This is a genomic window from Mesorhizobium sp. B4-1-1, assembly GCF_006439375.1.
In the GTDB taxonomy this organism is placed as follows: Bacteria; Pseudomonadota; Alphaproteobacteria; order Rhizobiales; family Rhizobiaceae; genus Mesorhizobium.
The window spans coordinates 117657-135515 of record NZ_VFTH01000009.1 but is presented as its reverse complement, the minus strand read 5'-3'; the positions used below and the strand labels follow the sequence as shown (position 1 = coordinate 135515).

General features: G+C 64.2%; 18 protein-coding genes. 1 reads left to right on the top strand and 17 read right to left on the bottom strand.

The annotated features are described in order from the left end of the window. Positions 1 to 210: 210 nt before the first annotated feature. The 14 genes from FJW10_RS15095 to rpsF all read right to left on the bottom strand — a co-directional run bounded on the left by FJW10_RS15095 (position 211) and on the right by rpsF (position 12569). Positions 211 to 435, bottom strand: coding sequence for a hypothetical protein (locus FJW10_RS15095; RefSeq protein ID WP_041008353.1), 225 nt, complete (start codon positions 433 to 435; stop codon positions 211 to 213). A 135-nt stretch (positions 436 to 570) separates the two neighbouring features. Next, entirely contained in the window at positions 571 to 1212 is a 642-nt protein-coding gene (locus tag FJW10_RS15090; protein WP_140900698.1) for a hypothetical protein, read from the bottom strand. A 77-nt stretch (positions 1213 to 1289) separates the two neighbouring features. After that, on the bottom strand, positions 1290 to 2033 hold the full coding sequence (locus tag FJW10_RS15085; protein ID WP_140900697.1) for an SDR family NAD(P)-dependent oxidoreductase: 744 nt from the start codon (positions 2031 to 2033) through the stop codon (positions 1290 to 1292). Positions 2034 to 2060: 27 nt separating this feature from the next. Continuing rightward, on the bottom strand, positions 2061 to 3542 hold the full coding sequence (purF, locus tag FJW10_RS15080) for an amidophosphoribosyltransferase (protein WP_140900696.1): 1482 nt from the start codon (positions 3540 to 3542) through the stop codon (positions 2061 to 2063). A gap of 101 nt (positions 3543 to 3643) precedes the next feature. Continuing rightward, on the bottom strand, positions 3644 to 4321 hold the full coding sequence (locus FJW10_RS15075; protein ID WP_140831240.1) for a CvpA family protein: 678 nt from the start codon (positions 4319 to 4321) through the stop codon (positions 3644 to 3646). A 42-nt stretch (positions 4322 to 4363) separates the two neighbouring features. Continuing rightward, complete coding sequence (gene radA, locus FJW10_RS15070; protein WP_140900695.1) at positions 4364 to 5767, bottom strand: DNA repair protein RadA; 1404 nt, start codon at positions 5765 to 5767, stop codon at positions 4364 to 4366. Between the two features lie 80 nt (positions 5768 to 5847). Then, entirely contained in the window at positions 5848 to 6366 is a 519-nt protein-coding gene (locus FJW10_RS15065; protein ID WP_140900694.1) for a hypothetical protein, read from the bottom strand. After that, positions 6363 to 7853 carry a replicative DNA helicase gene (locus FJW10_RS15060; RefSeq protein WP_140831246.1) on the bottom strand — a complete coding sequence of 497 codons (1491 nt, stop codon included), beginning with the start codon at positions 7851 to 7853 and terminating at the stop codon, positions 6363 to 6365. The genes FJW10_RS15065 and FJW10_RS15060 overlap by 4 nt, the downstream gene beginning before the upstream one ends. 292 nt (positions 7854 to 8145) lie before the next feature. Continuing rightward, complete coding sequence (locus FJW10_RS15055; RefSeq protein WP_140900693.1) at positions 8146 to 9111, bottom strand: small ribosomal subunit Rsm22 family protein; 966 nt, start codon at positions 9109 to 9111, stop codon at positions 8146 to 8148. A gap of 1 nt (position 9112) precedes the next feature. Continuing rightward, on the bottom strand, positions 9113 to 9436 hold the full coding sequence (locus FJW10_RS15050) for a YnfA family protein (protein WP_140831250.1): 324 nt from the start codon (positions 9434 to 9436) through the stop codon (positions 9113 to 9115). Positions 9437 to 9503: 67 nt separating this feature from the next. Further along, a complete protein-coding gene (locus FJW10_RS15045) occupies positions 9504 to 10790 on the bottom strand; it encodes a cyclopropane-fatty-acyl-phospholipid synthase family protein (protein ID WP_140900692.1) in 1287 nt (428 codons plus the stop codon). A gap of 244 nt (positions 10791 to 11034) precedes the next feature. Next, positions 11035 to 11619 (bottom strand): 50S ribosomal protein L9, encoded by a 585-nt coding sequence (gene rplI / locus FJW10_RS15040; RefSeq protein WP_140651782.1) that lies wholly within the window; start codon positions 11617 to 11619, stop codon positions 11035 to 11037. Positions 11620 to 11829: 210 nt separating this feature from the next. Further along, positions 11830 to 12078 carry a 30S ribosomal protein S18 gene (rpsR, locus tag FJW10_RS15035; protein WP_006203718.1) on the bottom strand — a complete coding sequence of 83 codons (249 nt, stop codon included), beginning with the start codon at positions 12076 to 12078 and terminating at the stop codon, positions 11830 to 11832. Continuing rightward, complete coding sequence (gene rpsF / locus FJW10_RS15030; RefSeq protein ID WP_140900691.1) at positions 12078 to 12569, bottom strand: 30S ribosomal protein S6; 492 nt, start codon at positions 12567 to 12569, stop codon at positions 12078 to 12080. Before rpsF ends, rpsR begins: the two co-directional genes overlap by 1 nt. A 1035-nt stretch (positions 12570 to 13604) precedes the next feature. Between rpsF and FJW10_RS15025 the strand changes: the two genes are divergently transcribed. Continuing rightward, positions 13605 to 15233 (top strand): pilus assembly protein, encoded by a 1629-nt coding sequence (locus FJW10_RS15025; protein ID WP_140900690.1) that lies wholly within the window; start codon positions 13605 to 13607, stop codon positions 15231 to 15233. Positions 15234 to 15386: 153 nt separating this feature from the next. On the opposite strand, the gene FJW10_RS15020 is transcribed toward FJW10_RS15025, so the two are convergent. Genes FJW10_RS15020 through FJW10_RS15010 form a run of 3 tightly spaced genes read right to left on the bottom strand, consistent with a single transcriptional unit; the run spans position 15387 to position 17817 of the window. After that, positions 15387 to 16508, bottom strand: a complete 1122-nt coding sequence (locus FJW10_RS15020; protein ID WP_140900689.1) for an ABC transporter permease — start codon at positions 16506 to 16508, stop codon at positions 15387 to 15389. A gap of 3 nt (positions 16509 to 16511) precedes the next feature. After that, positions 16512 to 17225: an ABC transporter ATP-binding protein gene (locus tag FJW10_RS15015; protein ID WP_140900775.1), complete on the bottom strand. Its 714-nt coding sequence runs from the start codon at positions 17223 to 17225 to the stop codon at positions 16512 to 16514. A 16-nt stretch (positions 17226 to 17241) separates the two neighbouring features. Continuing rightward, positions 17242 to 17817: an ABC transporter substrate-binding protein gene (locus FJW10_RS15010; protein ID WP_181177541.1), complete on the bottom strand. Its 576-nt coding sequence runs from the start codon at positions 17815 to 17817 to the stop codon at positions 17242 to 17244. Positions 17818 to 17859 lie beyond the last annotated feature (42 nt).

The following is a 17859-nucleotide window of genomic DNA, read 5'->3' as shown; positions in this document are numbered from 1 at the left end:
CGGCCCATGCCTTCGTCATACTCGGGCTTGACCCGAGTATCCATGCCGTGACCCTTGCCGTGAGGCGCGGCAGTGCAGAATTCTATAACCGCAGCAACGCATTAGCGTAACACACGGATCTAGGGTCTGCGCGCGTCGCTTCGCTCCTTGCTCCGCCCTAAAATGACGAAGCAAAAGGTCGCGCCCTCAAAGAAAGAGAGATCAGCCCCGCTACTGCGCCGACGGCGTCTCCGCATCCCCTTCATCGGTGAAAGGCGAAGCGCTCGGAACGCACTGCACGGCCCAGCCCTGAGGGGTCGGCTGCTTCTGATATTCGGTGATCGCGTTGGTGCACTGTTCGCGGGTGTCGAAGGTGCTGGGCAGCACCACCATGCCGCCTTGCGGGCCGGCAATCACCAGATACCAGACCAACGCTACGCTGGGAGTAGCAGCCATGGGAATTCCTCGCTTTGCTGAAATGTCGGAGTCGGACCGATCCTAGCAACTCCCTCGGGGCGGCGAAAGCGGGGCGGCGGCACACGCTTTCGCCGCCCCGGTCACAGACCCGTGAATAAAGGGTCGCGACCCGGCTCACTCGGTCGCGAAGCAGTAGAACAGGCCGTCGCCGCCGGTGCCCTTGAGCGCCTCCTGGCTGCAGCCGCCGCGCGAGGCGTGCGAGGAATTCCACGACCTCGCCGCCGCCGTATCGTCGAGCCCGGTGCGATCGTGATGGCCCATCATGGCGGCGCCCTCGGCGCCGCTCATCGTCCAGTCGCCGCAGGTCTGGTCGGCGATCCTGGTGCCGTCGGGCCTGGTGCCGGTCAGCATGTCGTGGCGGTTCGGCATATCGCCGCGGCCGTTGATCGTCTCGCCCTTTTCGGTCAGCGCCGTCTGCTTGGTGATGCCGTTGGCGTCGCTGTGCAGCGAGGCGACATCGTCGGCGATCTTCTCCCCCTTGGCGTTGAACCATGGCCCCCTGCCGATGCGGTCGCGCGCGTCCTCCGTGCTGCTCGACAGATAGGCATGCCAGGTCTTGCCGGTAACGCCGGCCGCTTCCGCCAGCGACGCGCAATGGGCATCGGCGCCTTTCAGCCCGCCGAGATCGGCGCCATTGCCGGAGCCGACGCTGGTGACGAAGAAACTCATCTTGGCATCTTGCGACAGCGCCACGCCGGCTGTTGCCGCAAGAGCGGCGGCCATGGCGGTGGCGGCAACGAGAAGAAGTCTGCGCATGTCGGTCCTCCGGTTTCGAATGTCCCACATTCGAAGAACGTAGCCGCAGCGCTACTTCATCCGCCTAAAACTCAAGTCTATTCCGGCTGCCGGTAGGCGACGAAGCGGTTGTGCTTGGCCTGGAAGATCAGCCCGGTTTCCTTCAGTTCCGGGCTTGCCAGGGGCACGATGCGCCTGGCGATTTCGGACGGATGCGGCAGCGTCTCCGGGTCTTCGCCGGGCATGGCCTGCGCGCGCATCGCGGTCCGGGTCGCGCCCGGGTCGGCGGCGTTCACCCGCAGCGCCAGGGTCTCGGTCTCATGCGCCCAGGAACGCATCATCGTTTCGACCGCCGCCTTGGAAGCCGCATAGGGCGCCCAGAAGGCGCGCGCCGAATGCGCCGCGTTGGAGGAGAGAATGATGGCGCGGCCGGCATCGGAGAGTCTGAGCAGCGGGTCGAGCGAACGGATCAGCCGCCAGGTCGAGGTGACGTTGATGGTCATCACCTTCTCGAAGGTCTTGGCTTCGACATGGCCGATCGGCGAGATCACGCCAAGCACACCGGCATTGGCAACCAGGATATCCAGCTTGCCCCAGCGCTCGTGGATGGCGCCGCCCAGACGGTCGATGCCGGCCATGTCGGCAAGATCGAGCGGCACCAGCGTCGCCTGGCCGCGGCCATCGGCCTTGATCTGGTCGTCCAGTTCTTCCAGCCCGCCGACCGTGCGCGCCACCGCGATCACATGCGCGCCGGCTGCCGCCATCTCCCTGGCGATGAAATAGCCGATGCCGCGCGAGGCGCCGGTTACGACCGCGACGCGGCCGGAAAGGTCGAGGGTCATGCAGTCAGTTCCGTAAGGTGATGCGGCCTACGCCCCGCTATTCGCCAGCAGCGACAACGTGCGCACATTGTCGTGGCCTTCGAAGTCGAGCAGGCGGGTGGGGTATTGTCCGGTGAAGCAGGCATCGCAGAATTGCGGCTGCTCATGGTCGCGGCCGGCCTCGCCGACGGCGCGATAGAGCCCGTCGATCGACAGGAAGCCGAGCGAATCGACGCGGATGAATTCGGCCATCTCCTCGACCGACATGCGCGATGCCAAGAGCTTCGACTTCTCCGGCGTGTCGACGCCATAAAAGCAGGACGCGCTGGTCGGTGGCGAGGCGATGCGCATATGCACTTCCCTGGCGCCGGCATCGCGCACCATCTGCACGATCTTCTGGCTGGTGGTGCCGCGCACGATGGAATCGTCGACGAGCACCACCCGCTTGCCCTCGATCATGCGGCGGTTGGCGTTGTGCTTCAGCTTCACGCCCATGTGGCGGATGGAATCGCCCGGCTGGATGAAGGTGCGCCCGACATAATGGTTGCGGATGATGCCGAGCTCGAAGGGAATGCCCGCGGCCTGGGAAAAGCCGATCGCGGCCGGCGTGCCGGAATCCGGCACCGGCACGACGATGTCGGCCTCGACCGGGTTTTCCTGCGCCAGTTCCGCCCCGATGCGTTTGCGCACTTCGTAGACATTGCGGCCTTCGACCGAGGAGTCCGGCCGCGCGAAATAGACATATTCGAAGATGCAGAAGCGGGTCTTCTGCGGCTCGAACGGGAACAGGCTTTCGATGCCCTTGGCGGTGATGACCACCATTTCGCCCGGCTTGATGTCGCGCACGAAGCGGGCGCCGATGATGTCGAGCGCGCAGGTTTCGGAGGCGAGGATCCAGGCGCCGTCGAGGTCGCCCAGCACCAGCGGCCGGATGCCGAGCGGATCGCGGCAGCCGATCATCTTCTTGGCGGTCATCGCCACCAGCGAGAAGGCGCCTTCGACCTGCCGCACCGCGTCGATGAAGCGCGAGTTGAGGTCGCGCTCCTTGCTGGTGGCGACCAGATGAAGCAGCGTCTCGGTGTCGGAGGTCGAGGAGAAGATAGCGCCTTGCTTCTGCAGCGCGCGCTGCACGGTCATGGCGTTGGTCAGATTGCCGTTATGGGCGACGGCAAAGCCGCCGTCGGCAAGCTCGGCGAAGAAGGGCTGGATGTTGCGCAGGCCGGCGCCGCCCGTGGTGGCGTAGCGCGTGTGGCCGATGGCGCGGTTGCCTTGCAGGCTGTCGATGACGCGCTGTTTGGTGAAGGTATCGCCGATCAGGCCGACATGGCGTTCGACATGGAACTGGGTGCCGTCATAGGAGACGATGCCGGCGGCTTCCTGGCCGCGGTGCTGCAGGGCGTGCAGCCCGAGCGTGACGATGGCCGCCGCGTCCTGCCGGCCGAAGATGCCGAACACGCCGCATTCGTCGTGGAAATGATCGTCGGCCTCGGCGGAAAGGACCTTGCCTTCATCTGCCGTTGAGTCTGCCATCTGGTGCTCAAGCTCCGCTAAAGCCGCCATATAAGGCGATCGCTCGCCGAACGCAACGCACGCTTTCTTGCATTCACAACCGGCACCAGGCCGGCTTGCGATCAGTTTGCCGGGGCTGGAGCCGGGGCAGGGGCTGGCGTGGCTGGCGCCGGCTCGTTGTCGGCAGGCGCCTCGCCCTCGCTGTCGTCTGGCGCCGGCGCGTTGTCGTCGCCTGGCGGCGGCTCGGCCGCGGGCTGGTCGGTCGTGGCCGGCGCGCCGGCCTGTGGCGTGCCCTTATGCGTGTATTTGTTGACCAGTTCCTCGGTGTTTTCCGGCAGCACGCTTTCGAGCTTGGCGCCGATCGTCTCGAGCAGCGGCCGCGACTTGGCGTTGGCGATCCAGGCAGGCGCCTTGGCGCCGGCCAGCCAGTTGAAGAACAACAGCGCCACCGCGACCACCAGGATGCCGCGCGCCGCGCCGTAGAGGAAGCCGAGGGTGCGGTCGAGCGCGCCGATGCGCGAATCGATGATCCAGTCGGCGAGCTTCATGGTGATGACGGAGACGACGATCAGCGCGATGAGGAAGACGACGCCCGCCGATGCCGCCATCGCGATCTTGTCGTTGTCGACATAGGGCTGAACATAGGGCAGGACAGGCTTGTAGAAGAAGAAAGCCGCGGCCGCCGCCGCCGCCCAGGAAACCACGGAGAGCACTTCGCGGGAGAAGCCGCGCACCATGGCGAGCATTGCTGAGACCAGGGTGAAGCCGACGAGGATTCCGTCAAGCAGCGTAATCGGCATGGTTCTCGCCCCACTTCCTGTCTTACGGCCCGACGAGCCGCATCACTCCGCGTCGTCGGCACGGCCGCGCCGTGAGCCGGCTATGCGCGCCACAAGGTCGGCAAGCTCGGTGGGCTGAAACGCGCCGGCCCCGATCCCCCCGGCAAGTTCCTCGCTGCCGAGCGGCAGCACCGCGCTTCCAAAACCCAGCTTTTCGGCTTCCTTGAGGCGCTGTTGCGCATGCGCAACCGGCCTCACGGCGCCCGAAAGGCTGATTTCGCCGAAATAGACGCAATCGGCGGGAAGGGCAAGACCGGTGAGCGACGAAACCAGTGCGGCGGCGACCGCGAGATCGGCCGCTGGTTCCGAGATCCGGTAGCCGCCGGCGACATTGAGATAGACGTCGTGCTGGCCGAAGCGGACGCCGCAATGCGCCTCGAGCACGGCGAGCACCATCGACAGCCGCGCGCCGTCCCAGCCGACAACGGCGCGGCGCGGCGTGCCGAGCGAGGAGGGCGCGACCAGCGCCTGGATCTCGACCAGCACCGGCCTGGTGCCCTCCATGCCGGCGAAAACCGCGGCGCCCGGCGATTTCGAGTGCCGTTCGCCTAGAAACAGCTCGGATGGATTGGAGACCTCGCGCAGGCCCCTGTCCGACATTTCGAAGACGCCGATTTCGTCGGTCGGTCCGAAACGGTTCTTCACCGTGCGCAGGATGCGGAAGTGATGATTGCCTTCGCCCTCGAAATAGAGCACGGCGTCGACCATGTGCTCGACGACGCGAGGGCCCGCGATCTGGCCTTCCTTGGTGACATGGCCGACGAGCACGATCGCCGCGCCCGTGGATTTCGCGTAGCGGATCATCGCCTGGGCGGCGGCGCGCACCTGGGTGACGGTGCCCGGCGCCGAATCGGCAAGGTCCGTCCACAGCGTCTGGATCGAATCGAGGATGACGAGGTCCGGCCGCTTGCCGTCGGCGATGGTGGCGAGGATGTCCTCGACATTGGTCTCGGCGGCAAGCTCGACCGGCGTCGAGGCGACGCCGAGGCGTTGCGCTCTCAGCCTGATCTGCGCCACCGCTTCCTCGCCCGAGACATAGACGATGCGATGGCCCTTCGAGGCAAGTGCCGCGGCCGCCTGCGTCAAGAGCGTCGACTTGCCGATGCCGGGATCGCCGCCGACCAGAAGCGCCGAGCCGCGCACGAAGCCGCCGCCGGTCGCTCGGTCGAGTTCGCCGATGCCGGAAACGATGCGCGGCGCGTCCTCGATGTCGCCCGACAGGCTGGTCAGCACCACGGCGCGGCCCTTGCGGGCGTTGCGCGTGTTGGCCGGCCCCGAGCCGATCCCGCCGGCGGTGCCTTCCTCGACCAGCGTGTTCCACTCGCCGCAGGCGTCGCACTTGCCGGCCCAGCGCTGATGCACCGATCCGCAATTCTGGCAGATGAACTGGACGCGCGATTTAGCCATGGATTCGAGTCTGCCCGTCAGAGGAGGCGAAGCGTGACCATCCACATTTCCGAGCGTGATTTGGACGACCTGAATGCAATTCAATGCTTCTTGGCGAAAGCCCGAACTTCGGCGAGCGCCTCGTCGAGCAACTGCGGATTGGGCGGTAGCATCTGGCTATCATAGATGGAGATCATGCCCTGGGTCTGCTTCGCAAACTCCGGCTCCGCTTTCTGCGCCTCTTCATCGAGCGCATCGACGTAAAACAGGAAACTCTGCCCGGCCAGAACGGGCACGCCGCATCCTCCCATGATCAATGTGGTCGTGGAGATTACACCGTTAGCCTCCGGCTTGCCCTTGAACACCTCCGCTATCTCATAACGTACATTGACGAGTATTCGGCCATCGTTTGTATCAGCCGGGCCGGTTGCAAGTTTTGTCGGACTGATCTCCGTAGCCGTCACCAAGCCTCGGAATACCAAGGCTGCCTTCGTAAACCCCTGCTGCGACGTCCAACCCACCGGCATGAAACAAGCTGAAGCAGACCCAGGCACACAGATTGCGGTGAAGAGGGCTATGGCAAAAAAGGCTGGAAGCCTGGAACACGCGCCCATGCTCACTCAAACCTCTCCGGCAGATGATGCTCTTCCGCCAGATCGGAGAACCGCGTGAACTCGCCGTGGAAGGCGAGGCTGACAGTGCCGGTCGGTCCGTGGCGCTGCTTGGCAACGATGCACTCGGCCTTACCGCGCGCCTCGTTCATCTCGTTTTCCCACTTGACGTATTCCTCGGTGCCGATCTTCGGTTCGCGGTTCTTGAGGTAATATTCCTCGCGATAGACGAACAGCACCACGTCGGCGTCCTGCTCGATGGAGCCGGATTCGCGCAGGTCCGACAGCTGCGGGCGCTTGTCGTCGCGGCTTTCGACCTGGCGCGACAGCTGCGACAGCGCGATGATCGGTACGCCGAGCTCCTTGGCCAAGGCCTTCAGGCCCGTGGTGATCTCGGTGATTTCCTGCACGCGGTTCTGCGAGGCGCGGGCGGAGGAGCCCTGCATCAGCTGGATATAATCGATGACGATGAGGTCGAGTCCGCGCTGGCGTTTCAGGCGCCGCGCGCGGGCGGAAAGCTGCGCGATCGAGATACCGCCGGTCTGGTCGATGAACAGCGGGATCTTCTGCATCGTCTGCGAGCAGGCGACGAGCTTCTCGAAATCCATCTCGGTGATCTCGCCGCGGCGGATTTTTGACGACGAGATCTCGGTCTGCTCGGAGATGATGCGGGTGGCGAGCTGCTCCGACGACATTTCGAGCGAGAAGAAGCCGACGACGCCGCCATTGGCGGCCTTGAAGCTGCCATCGGCCTGCTGCGCCGGAACGTAAGCCTCGGCGATGTTGAAGGCGATGTTGGTGGCCAGGGAGGTCTTGCCCATGCCCGGACGTCCGGCGAGCACGATCAGGTCGGAGGGCTGCAGGCCGCCCATGCGGCGGTCAAGATCGCGCAGGCCGGTGGCGATGCCGGACAGATGGCCGTCACGCATATAGGCGGCGTTGGCCATGTCGACGGCGGTCTTGACCGCGTCGTTGAAGCTTTCGAAGCCGCCGTCATAGCGGCCGGTCTCGGCGAGTTCGAACAACCGCCGCTCGGCGTCCTCGATCTGGTCGGAGGGCGACATGTCGACCGGCGCGTCGTAGGCGATGTTGACCATGTCCTCGCCGACGGTGATCAGCGCACGGCGCGTCGCAAGATCGTAGATGGCGCGTCCATAGTCAGTGGCGTTGACGACGGTGACGGCCTCGACAGCCAGCCGCACGACATATTGCGCCACCGTCATGTCGCCGACCTTCTCATCGGCCGGCAGGAAGGTCTTCAACGTGATCGGCGTCGCGATCTTGCCCATGCGGATGAGCTCGGCGGCAACCTCGAAGATCTTGCGGTGCAGCGGCTCGTAGAAATGCGCCGGCTTCAGGAAATCCGAGACGCGGTAGAACGCGTCGTTGTTGACGAGGATGGCGCCGAGCAGCGCCTGCTCGGCCTCGATGTTGTTCGGTGCCTCGCGATAAAGCGGCGTTTCCGCCGCGCCGAATTTCAGTGCCGCCTCTGCCATGATATCCCCGATTTCGATCCCGCTTTCCTCGATACCAGAACGGGAAGATTCGGTGCTGACCTTTCTGCAACACTCCTCGGTCCAACCAGCTTGATGCCCAATGTTCACAGGATCAGCAAACCATCCACAGGACAGTATTCCGGTGGCCCGATTCCATTTGACTCGGCAAGCCGTGATTCCTATCGGCGGTCGCCGAACAAAGCAAGAACATTTTCGTCGAGCAAGATCGCATGGGGGCGCGCCTGCCAGGCGTTCAGTGGTTCGACGACGCGGTGCCGTCGGCCTCCGCAGCTCAGTCCAGCGTGTCGCCCCAGTCAGCCCGCCGCGCCGTCTTGAAGACATCGCCGTCGCGCTTGCTGAACAGGCGCTCGCCGGCGCTGCCGTCAGGCCGACACAGTTTCAGCATCACCTTGCCGGAGCCGCCTTTAGGCGGCGCGATCACCCGTGCGGCGCGCGCCGGCGCCGGCTGCCGGGAAGCGGCGAGGTAAATGAATTTCTCGTCTTCCCACGGCACTTCGGCTTCCTTGACGAGACGATGCAGGCGCGAACGCGCGACGCGGCGTGCGAAATGGCACCAGTCGGGCGGCGTGAGCGGGCAGGGCACCGCATGCGGGCATGGCGCCAGCAGGTGCGCTCCCGCCTCGATCAGCTGTTGCCGTGCCTCAAGGATGCGCCGCCAGCCGGCGGGCGTGCCGGGCTCGACGAAGATGAGCGTGTCGGCCGTGAGCCGCCAGAGGCGGTCGATGAGCTTCGGCAGCGACAGAGGCACGATCTCGTCCAGCATATAGGCGGCGCTGACGAGATCGGCGGGCATGATGCCGTCGAGACCGATCGTCGCGTCACCGGCGATCCAGTCCGCGCGGGCGGTAATTGCGCCTTCCGCGAGCGACTGGCCGACCTTGCGCACGGCAGCGCTTGCCTCGACCAGCACCGCCCGTTCCAGCGTAGGCCAGGCGTCAGTCGTGGCCCAAAGCATGGTGCCAGGTCCGGCGCCGATGTCGAGCAGGCTCGCCGGCCGAAAGTCGGGGCGGGCCTCGCTCAACGCCTCGAGGCTGGCGCGCACGGCGGCATAGGTGGCGGGCAGCCGAGTCGCCAGATAGGCCTTGACCGCCATCTCCTCGCCCATGTGCAGGCGGCCGTCGCGCAGCTCGGCGCGGTAGCGTTCGGAAAGCGTCTTTGCGGCCTGTTTCAGCGCCGGCAGCGGCACCCCCTCGAGCAAGCTGTCGACGCCTTGCCGGAACGGGGCGGGCAGTTCCATCTCAGGCTCCCCGCGGCGCAAGAAGGATGACCGAGGCCCCGGCGATGCAGAGCGCAGCGCCGGCCAGATCCCAGCGGTCGGGGCGCACGCCTTCGACCAGCCACAGCCAGCCGAGCGAAGCGGCGATGTAGATGCCGCCATAGGCGGCGTAGGCGCGGCCCGCCGCATCCGTGTCGGCCAGCGACAGCAGCAAGGCGAACAGTGTCAGCGAGACGAGGCCGGGGAGAAGCCAGAGCGCCGACTTTTCCAGCCGCCACCACGCCCAGAAGGAAAAGCAGCCGGCGATTTCGGCAAGCGCGGCTGCGACGTAGATGAGATAGGTCATGAAAAAGGTCTCGCGAACGAGACCTTTTTCATGGCGTCAGGCCGCGATGGCAAGCGGCAATGCGTGTCTATTCCACCTTCTTGCGGCGGGCCGGCTTGGAGGGGGCCGGCGTCGCCGGCTCCTGATGGCCGATATCGCGCAGCTCCAGGGCTTTCTCGCATTTGGCCATGTAGTCGCGCGTCACCGGCAGCGTGTCGTTCACCTTGGCGAGCTGGAACTGGAAGATCACCAGGTCCTGCCAGCGGAAGGCGGCCTCCGACGCGGCGAGATAGAATTCCCACATGCGACAGAAGCGTTCGTCATAGATCGCCTTGGCCTTGTCGCGGTTGGCGGCGAAGCGCTCGCCCCAGTGCTTGAGCGTGTCGGCATAGTGCAGCCGCAGGATTTCGATGTCGGTGACGACGAGGCCCGATTTCTCGATCGCCGGCATCACCTCCGACATCGCCGGGATGTAGCCGCCTGGGAAGATGTATTTGCGGACGAAGGCGCTGGTCGCCCACGGCACGCCGGAACGGCCGATCGTGTGCAGCAGCATCACCCCGTCCGGCTTGAGCAGAGTTGAGGCCTTGTCGAAGAAGGTGCGGTAGTGGTTGACGCCGACATGCTCGAACATGCCGACCGAGACGATCCGGTCGAAGCGTTCGTTCAGCGCGCGGTAGTCTTTGAGCTCGAAATGCACCCGGTCCTGGAGGCCCAGCGCGTGGGCGCGGTCGGTGGCGACACCATGCTGTTCGGTGGACAGCGTGACGCCCTGCACGTCGACGTCGAAAGCTTTGGCGAGATAGAGGCCGAGGCCGCCCCAGCCGGAGCCGATGTCGAGCACGGTCTGGCCTGCCTTGAGCCGGAGCTTGGCGGCGATATGGCGTTTCTTGGCGGCCTGCGCTTCGTCCAGCGTCATGTCCGGCTGCTCGAAATAGGCGCAGGAATATTGCATGTCCTCGTCGAGGAAGAGCTTGTAGAGCTCGCCGGAGAGATCGTAATGGCGCTGCACGTTGCGGCGCGAGCGCGTTGCCGTATTGATCTGCTGCAGCCGGCGGAAGGCGTGGCGCAGCCCCTCGATCGCCTTCGACCACGACACGTCGATGCCGCTCGAGCCCATGTTCTGGAAAGCGATGCGCATCAGCCCAAGAACGCCGCCCTCGGGAATATCCAGCTCGCCGTCCATATAGGCTTCAGGCACGGCCAGCATCGGGTCGAAACTTATGGCACGCTCGGCATGTGTGGTCTTGATGTGGATCCGCACCGGCTCGCCGCTGCCGTCACCGAATTTGTGCGTCGTGCCCTTTGGGCCGGTCACCTTGAGGTCGCCGACCCGAACCAGGCGTTCGAGAACGTGTTTCAACAGGATATTCATGACCAAATGTCCCCTCAGTCGGATCACCCGGTAATCGGACTGGAATGCCAGATCGAAATGCCTCAGCGCGTCGCCCGCGTCCAATCGACGCGCCACGCTGTAATGTGCACAAGATATAGGGTGTCGAAAAGTTCCTTTTGGCACAAAAAAGCCCGGGTCGGAGACCCGGGCGTTGGTCCAGAAATCCTGGACGCCTGCGAACCGAAGCGACGCTTCGGAGGATGTGCCGGTCAGACCCCGAAAATCAGGCGTTCTCTTCGCCGCCTTCGAATTCGGCGTTCGGGTCGAAGAAATTCTCCGGCCGGGCGTTGTCGTTGATGTCGTCGCCATAGATGGCTTCGGCTGTGGTCAGCATCTCGCCCTTGGACTGGCGCTCCGCCTCGTCGGCCGAACGGGCGACGTTGAGGGTCACCGTGACCTCGACTTCCGGATGCAGCGCGATCGCCACATTGGAGAGGCCGATGGTCTTGATCGGCTGGTTGAGCTCGATCTGGTTGCGGTTGACGGTGAAGCCTTCGGCGATCAGCAGATCGGCGATGTCGCGCGTCGACACCGAGCCGTAGAGCTGGCCGGTCTCGCCGGCCGAGCGCACGACGATGAAGCTCTTGCCGTCGAGCTTCTCGGCGACCTGCGTGGCTTCCGACTTACGCTCCAGGTTGCGGGCTTCGAGCTGGGCGCGCTGGCCCTCGAACTTCTTCTTGTTGGCTTCGTTGGCGCGCAGCGCCTTGCCTTGCGGCAGCAGGAAATTGCGGGCGAACCCGTCCTTGACCTTGACGGTCTCGCCCATCTGGCCGAGGCGGGAAATGCGCTCGAGGAGAATGACTTCCATGGTTTCGTTCCTTCGGTTGGCGCCGGCCGAAAGACTGGCGCGATGATCTGGAACAGGTCAGGAAGCTTGGTGCGGCATAGCCGCTCTTGTCGCTGTCCTGCCTGTCTGGGCAGTTAGAGGCAATTGGCCCCAACTCGGGATTTGATGCTCAATCCGACACGCCCGTCGCGCCGGTGAAAAGAGCGGGCGGCGAACCGCCCGCTCGAAATATCAGCGAACCACGTAGGGCAGCAGGCCGAGGAAGCGGGCGCGCTTGATCGCCTTGGCGAGTTCGCGCTGCTTCTTCTGGCTGACGGCGGTGATGCGCGAGGGCACGATCTTGCCGCGCTCGGAAATATAGCGCTGAAGGAGACGCACGTCCTTGTAGTCGATCTTGGGCGCGTTGGCGCCGGAGAACGGGCAGGTCTTGCGGCGGCGATGGAACGGACGCCGGGTCGGGATCTGGTTGATGTCGACCATTATTCTGCAGCTCCTTCAAAGCCTTCGCGCGGACGGCGCGGACCACGATCGCCACCGCCATCGCGGTCGCCACCGAAGCTGCGCGGCGGACGATCGCCGCGATCACGGTCGCCGAAGGAACGCGGCCCACGGTCGCGGTCGCCGAAGCCGCCGCGCTCGGAGCGCTCTTCGCGCTTCTGCATCATCGCCGAGACGCCTTCCTCATGCGCTTCCACCTTGACGGTGAGGAAGCGAAGGACGTCTTCCGACAGGCCCATCTGGCGCTCCATTTCGTTGAGCGCGGCCGGCGGGCAGGTGATGTCCATCAGCGTGTAGTAAGCCTTCCGGTTCTTCTTGACCCGGTAGGTGAGGGACTTCAGTCCCCAGTTCTCGATCCGGCCGACCGATCCGCCATTCGCCGTGATGACGCCCTTGTACTGTTCGACAAGCGCGTCAACCTGCTGCTGCGACAGGTCCTGCCGGGCAAGAAACACATGTTCGTAAAGAGCCATTATGTCTTTCTGCCTTTCTTCGTTTCTCTCACCGGCCCTCGCGGCTAAGCCTCTGCAACTTGTCTGACCCGGTCGCCAAGGCGCGGGGAAGAAAGGAGCATCACGAGACGGTCGAGAGCGGAGACACGGGAGGCTGGAAGCGCTTCTGGCTTCGTGTCGGGGTCTTTGATGACCACGGCCCTCCGTTCAGCCCCCAGCAAGGACCGGCAGATTGCGGGGGTCTATATAGTAATTTCCAGCGAAGGCAAGGCCACGTAATGCCTCAGCCTTAAGCGGGGGCTGTTGCCGAAGCCGGGAACGCGCGGTCCTGCAAAAGCGAGTTGCCGAGTGACGGCAGCCGATCGGACCTATGCGCCCATCAATGCGACCTCAGTAAAAACGTTAGCCATCCGTAATATGCTATAGGCAAAATGTGAGGGTCTGAATTCTATGGGGCGGCTGCAACGGCGTATCGCCTTTACATGTCTTATCTTGGTGGGCGACGCCAACGCCCATAGCTGGTATTCGGGCAAGACTGATCCTGTTCTTAATCTCAAATGCTGCGACGATCATGATTGCCGTCCTGTCGCGTCAAGCGATGTCAGATATGCCAGGCAGGGCTATTACGTTAAGCAACCCGAGCCTTACTCTCGGAACGATCCGCCTACAGGCGAGTGGTTCATTCCATGGAACCGCGTGCAGGCAGCGCCGGATGACCAGTATTATATCTGCGAAAATCTCTACCCGACATTTCGCGTAGGCAGATATCGAATGAGATGGACGTGCTTCTTTGCACCGCGAGCGACGGGTTCAATTTCAGACTGAGGCACTGGCCAAAGTCTGGAGTTCCCTGCATGGCGGGAGAAGGCGCCGCAGTTTCGGAAGACGCCGGCCGTTGCCCGATTAGATCGATTTCCAGTAATCGGGCTTTAACCACCCCATCAGGTTGTGGCGGGTTGTAACGACCCGTTTATCATGAAAGGCGCATGAGAAGCACCCGGGCCGCATCGCGGCGGAAAATCCGGCAATTCCATCGGGCAATTCCAGGGGTCGGGAATGCTTCTCAGGCAGTTTTGGCGCTCAAGGCGCGGCAATTTCTCGTTGATGCTGGCGGTGGGCGTGCCCGCCATGCTGGGCGCGGTGGCGTTTGCCACCGACGTCTCCACCCTGATGCGGGCAAAAAGCAATCTGCAGAACGCGCTGGACGCCGCGAACCTCGCCTCCTCGCATCTGGGCGACGCCGAGACGACGCGCAATGATGCCTTCAACAGCTATTTCCAGGCCAATGTCGCCAGCCACGGCGAACTCTCCAACCCCAAGGCCACGCTCACCGTCGACAGGGGCGTCAACTTCGTCAAGACCAGGGCCACGGCCTCGGCCGACGTCAATCTCAACTTCGCGTTCCTGTTTGGCGCCGAAAAGCATATCAGCGTCGACGCTTCGGCGGTTGAATCGAACAATCAGCTCGAAGTGGTGCTGGTGCTCGACAACACCGGCTCAATGGCCGGCGCGCGTATCACCGCGCTCCGGACCGCGTCCAAGTCGCTGCTCGATTATCTCGAGGCGGTCAAGTCGCCGACCCGGTCCGTGCGGGCCTCGCTGGTTCCCTTCGTCACCGCCGTCAACGTCAATGGCCCCGAATTCGATCCGTCCTGGATCGATATGGACGGCAAGTCGTCCACCAACGGCGTCAACTTTCCGGTCATCGACGGCAAGCGGCCGAACCATATGGCGCTGTTCAAGCAGCTCGGCCAGAAGAGCGGATGGAGCAACACGGGCTGGAAGGGCTGCGTCGAGGCGCGGCCCGGCGCCTTGAACATTTCCGATACGCCGCCGGACCCGACGAAACCCGACACGCTGTTCGTGCCCTACTTCGCACCGGACGATCCCGACATCGCCAAGAGGCCGTCGTCCTCCTATGGCAATTCGTCGACCGGCTACAACAATTCCTATCTCGACGACGCGATCGACAACAGCAAACTCAATCAGAACATTCTGGGCATCGACCTCAGTGGCCTCGTTACCGGCCTGGTCAACGCGCTGCTCAGCGCCGATCTGAAGATCATCGGAAAATATGTCGCCTCGACCACCAAGCTGATCACCGAGACCGGCAGCACGATCACCATCGGCCCCAACCGCGCCTGCCCGACGCCGATCATTCCCCTGACCGACGACTTCGACAAGCTGCGCTTAGCGGCAAGCCAGATGAGCGAATGGAACGGCTCCGGCACCAACGTGTCGGAGGGCTTGAGCTGGGGCCAGCGGGTGCTGTCGCCGCAGCCACCCTACACCGACGCCGCCCCCTATAAGACGGCGGGCGTCACAAAGGTGGTGATGCTTTTGACCGATGGCGAGAACGTCGTCTACGGCGCCTCAAACACGCCGCAGAAATCGGACTACACTTCCTATGGCTACCTCGCCAGCGGCCGTTTCGGTTCGAGCAACCAGACGACGGCGGCGCGCAATGTCGACGGCTGGACCAAGGATGTCTGCACACAGCTGAAGAGCCAGGGCGTGCAGATCTACACCATGGTGCTGCAGGCCGACACGGCGGCTAATCGTTCGCTCTACAGCGCCTGCGCTTCCGACCCGAGCGACTATTACGCCGTCGAGGACCCGGCCAAGCTGCCCAACGTCTTCCGGACCATCGCCAACAAGTTCTCCAGGCTGCAGCTTACCAACTGACGAGGGTGGGCGGCGCGGCACGGGAACGCTCGTATACCGGTCGCTTCTGTGCGCCTGTCCGGCGAACAGAGCCAGGCTTCCGCCGGATAGGTCGATGCTCTTGCCGGCGCCATCGGCACCGGAACGCCCTCCCGACCGACAAGGCAAGTCGCGTCAGAGCCTGCGGAGCGCTTCAGCGGGGAGAAGGCGCGTGGCGCGCCAAGCAGGGTAGAGCGCGCCGAGCGGCCCGGCGATGAAGACGAAGATCAGCGCCTGCGCGATCGACCAGCCTGAAAAATAAGGGACGATCAGGCCCGCCGCGAACTTTGTCTTCGCCGCCAATTCCATGGCAAGGGCGCCGAGAATAATACCGATGACGCCGCCGGCTGCGCTCATGAAAACGCCTTCGATGAGAATGAGCCGAAGAATCCGCCCCGGTGACCAGCCCAGTGCTGCGAGCACCCCAATCTCGAACGTCCGTTCGTTCACGGCCATCAGAAGTGTGTTGGCAACGGCGACAGAGGCCATCATCATGACAACCAGTGAAATAGTCCGGGCAATCGCCTGAAGCAGATCGAAGATGCGAATGCTGTTGGCAAACTGCTCGGTGTCGCCCACCTCGAACCCCGGTGCGGCTGCGACAAGCCGGGTGCGGGCAACAGCGATGTCGTTGTTGTCGAGCGGGCGCTTCAATCTCACCTCGAACAGAGTGAACACATCCTCCCGCGACAGGAGTTGCTGCAGCCCTTCGAGCGGAACGATGGCGCTGTTCTGGTTCAGCATGGACGAGAACGACGCGATGCCGACGATCTGATAGAGTTGGAACTGCAGCTCGACGGTTTCGCCGACCCGCTTGCCCAATGCGCTGGCAATGGATTGGCCAAGGACCACCGGCCACTGGTCTCCCGGCGCGGGGATTCGCCCCGCCACGAGGGGCACGCCTTTCCATAGGAAGCTGCCGCTCGGCCAGCCGGCCATCACGATATTCGCGTCCTCGTCGGCGGTGGTGATGTTGAGGAGAACGCCCGACACGGCCTCGACGTCAGGCACAGCGGAAAGCGCCGGGCCTAGCGACCTGGGCACGGTGCTGCTCACCAGGTTGAACGAGCTGCGCTGGCTTACCACCAGGTCCGCGCCGTTCTCATCGATTCCCGATGCAAACGATCGCTGGACGCCGGCGGTCAGGCCGGTAAGTGCGACAAAACCCGCGACCGCCAAAGCGATGCCGAGCACCGTGAGCAGGGTGCGAAGCGGACGCGCAATGAGACCGCGCAGGGGAAGTGTCAGCTCTGTCATGGCTTAGCGGATCCGCGAAGCCGGCGCAGACGCCGACATCGCCGCCATTCGGCTGTCCGAACGGATGCGTCCGTCCGAGATCTCGACGCGCCGGCCGCACAATGCGGCCACGTCCTCGTCATGGGTCACCACAATCACTGCGGTGCCGAACTCGCGATGCGCATCGCCGATGATGCCCATGACCGATTGGCCCGTCTGCACGTCGAGGCTTCCTGTCGGCTCGTCCGCAAGGAGAAGCTTCGGACGGTTGCCAAGCGCCCGCGCAATTGCAAGCCGCTGGCGTTCGCCGCCGGAAAGCTCGGCCGGCCGCAGCGTAGCGCGATCGGCAAGACCGAAATGCGCCAGCAGTTCCAGCGCGCGAACGCTGCGCTGCCGCGCTCCGCCGAGGTTTCCCAACAGCGCCACCTCGATGTTCTCGCGCGCCGACAAGGACTGGAGCAGGGAGAAATTCTGGAAAACGATACCGATCCTGCTGGCCCGGACGGCTGCCCAGGCAGCCCTTCCATTGACGGCCCGTCCTTCGAACCGGACTTCGCCGCGGGTCGGCCGGTCGAGCCCGCAGATAAGGTTCAGGATTGTGGACTTGCCGCTGCCACTGCGGCCGACAATGGCGACGGTCTCGTTGGTCCCGATCGCCAGCGACACATCCTCAACGGCGACAATGCGGCCGCCGTCGAAGTCGCGACCGACATTGCTCAATTCGACGAGGGCGGACATAAGCACCGGCGAGGAATCATACTCGGCCTTTCCTGAGATCGGCGACAAGCGCGGGGATCGAGCCGCCATTGCCGGCGAGCAGCTGGCCAATGCGATCCCGCTGCTGCACGGTCACCGAGCCGCCGTCGACAAAGACATCGCCGATGCACAATTGTCCGCGGCAGTGGCGCACACGCCAGTCCACGGAGGTCGGGCCGTGGAGCGGCCGGCGGAATTCGCTACGCACGAGGATGTCGCCGTTGGCCAGGGCCTTTGTGCCGAGCACGGTGAAACTCTTGTCCTGCGTCCGCTCGAGCTTGTCGGCCAGCCTGTGGGCGATGGCATAAAGCAGCGCATCGACCACGGCGGCGCGGTCGTCCGCACTGGCGCTGCGCCAATGCGCCCCGAGCACGGCCTGGGCGATCCCCTTTCCGTCGAAGGCAGCGGAGATCGAATGCAGCTGCGCCTTGGCGGGTCCACCGTGCCCAAGCACAATCGCCGCCTGGCGCACGGTCTCAACCAGCTTGGCAGCATCGCTCTGCTCATCGGCAGATGCCGATAGCGGTGAGGCGCAGATGGCGAGCAACAAAGGGACAACGAGCAGCCGCGCCAAAGCTGCCCAACTTGTCTGCGACCATAGGCCTGCCGTCATCAT

Excerpts from the sequence above, each read along its gene's own strand:
- FJW10_RS15025 (WP_140900690.1), top strand. The coding sequence starts at position 13,605 with ATGCTTCTCAGGCAGTTTTGGCGCTCAAGGCGCGGCAATTTCTCGTTG.
- FJW10_RS15075 (WP_140831240.1), bottom strand. The coding sequence starts at position 4,321 with ATGCCGATTACGCTGCTTGACGGAATCCTCGTCGGCTTCACCCTGGTC.
- rplI (WP_140651782.1), bottom strand. The coding sequence starts at position 11,619 with ATGGAAGTCATTCTCCTCGAGCGCATTTCCCGCCTCGGCCAGATGGGC.
- FJW10_RS15015 (WP_140900775.1), bottom strand. The coding sequence starts at position 17,225 with ATGTCCGCCCTCGTCGAATTGAGCAATGTCGGTCGCGACTTCGACGGC.
- FJW10_RS15050 (WP_140831250.1), bottom strand. The coding sequence starts at position 9,436 with ATGACCTATCTCATCTACGTCGCAGCCGCGCTTGCCGAAATCGCCGGC.
- FJW10_RS15090 (WP_140900698.1), bottom strand. The coding sequence starts at position 1,212 with ATGCGCAGACTTCTTCTCGTTGCCGCCACCGCCATGGCCGCCGCTCTT.
- FJW10_RS15095 (WP_041008353.1), bottom strand. The coding sequence starts at position 435 with ATGGCTGCTACTCCCAGCGTAGCGTTGGTCTGGTATCTGGTGATTGCC.
- FJW10_RS15060 (WP_140831246.1), bottom strand. The coding sequence starts at position 7,853 with ATGGCAGAGGCGGCACTGAAATTCGGCGCGGCGGAAACGCCGCTTTAT.
- radA (WP_140900695.1), bottom strand. The coding sequence starts at position 5,767 with ATGGCTAAATCGCGCGTCCAGTTCATCTGCCAGAATTGCGGATCGGTG.
- rpsF (WP_140900691.1), bottom strand. The coding sequence starts at position 12,569 with ATGGCTCTTTACGAACATGTGTTTCTTGCCCGGCAGGACCTGTCGCAG.
- FJW10_RS15055 (WP_140900693.1), bottom strand. The coding sequence starts at position 9,111 with ATGGAACTGCCCGCCCCGTTCCGGCAAGGCGTCGACAGCTTGCTCGAG.
- purF (WP_140900696.1), bottom strand. The coding sequence starts at position 3,542 with ATGGCAGACTCAACGGCAGATGAAGGCAAGGTCCTTTCCGCCGAGGCC.
- FJW10_RS15020 (WP_140900689.1), bottom strand. The coding sequence starts at position 16,508 with ATGACAGAGCTGACACTTCCCCTGCGCGGTCTCATTGCGCGTCCGCTT.
- rpsR (WP_006203718.1), bottom strand. The coding sequence starts at position 12,078 with ATGGTCGACATCAACCAGATCCCGACCCGGCGTCCGTTCCATCGCCGC.
- FJW10_RS15045 (WP_140900692.1), bottom strand. The coding sequence starts at position 10,790 with ATGAATATCCTGTTGAAACACGTTCTCGAACGCCTGGTTCGGGTCGGC.
- FJW10_RS15085 (WP_140900697.1), bottom strand. The coding sequence starts at position 2,033 with ATGACCCTCGACCTTTCCGGCCGCGTCGCGGTCGTAACCGGCGCCTCG.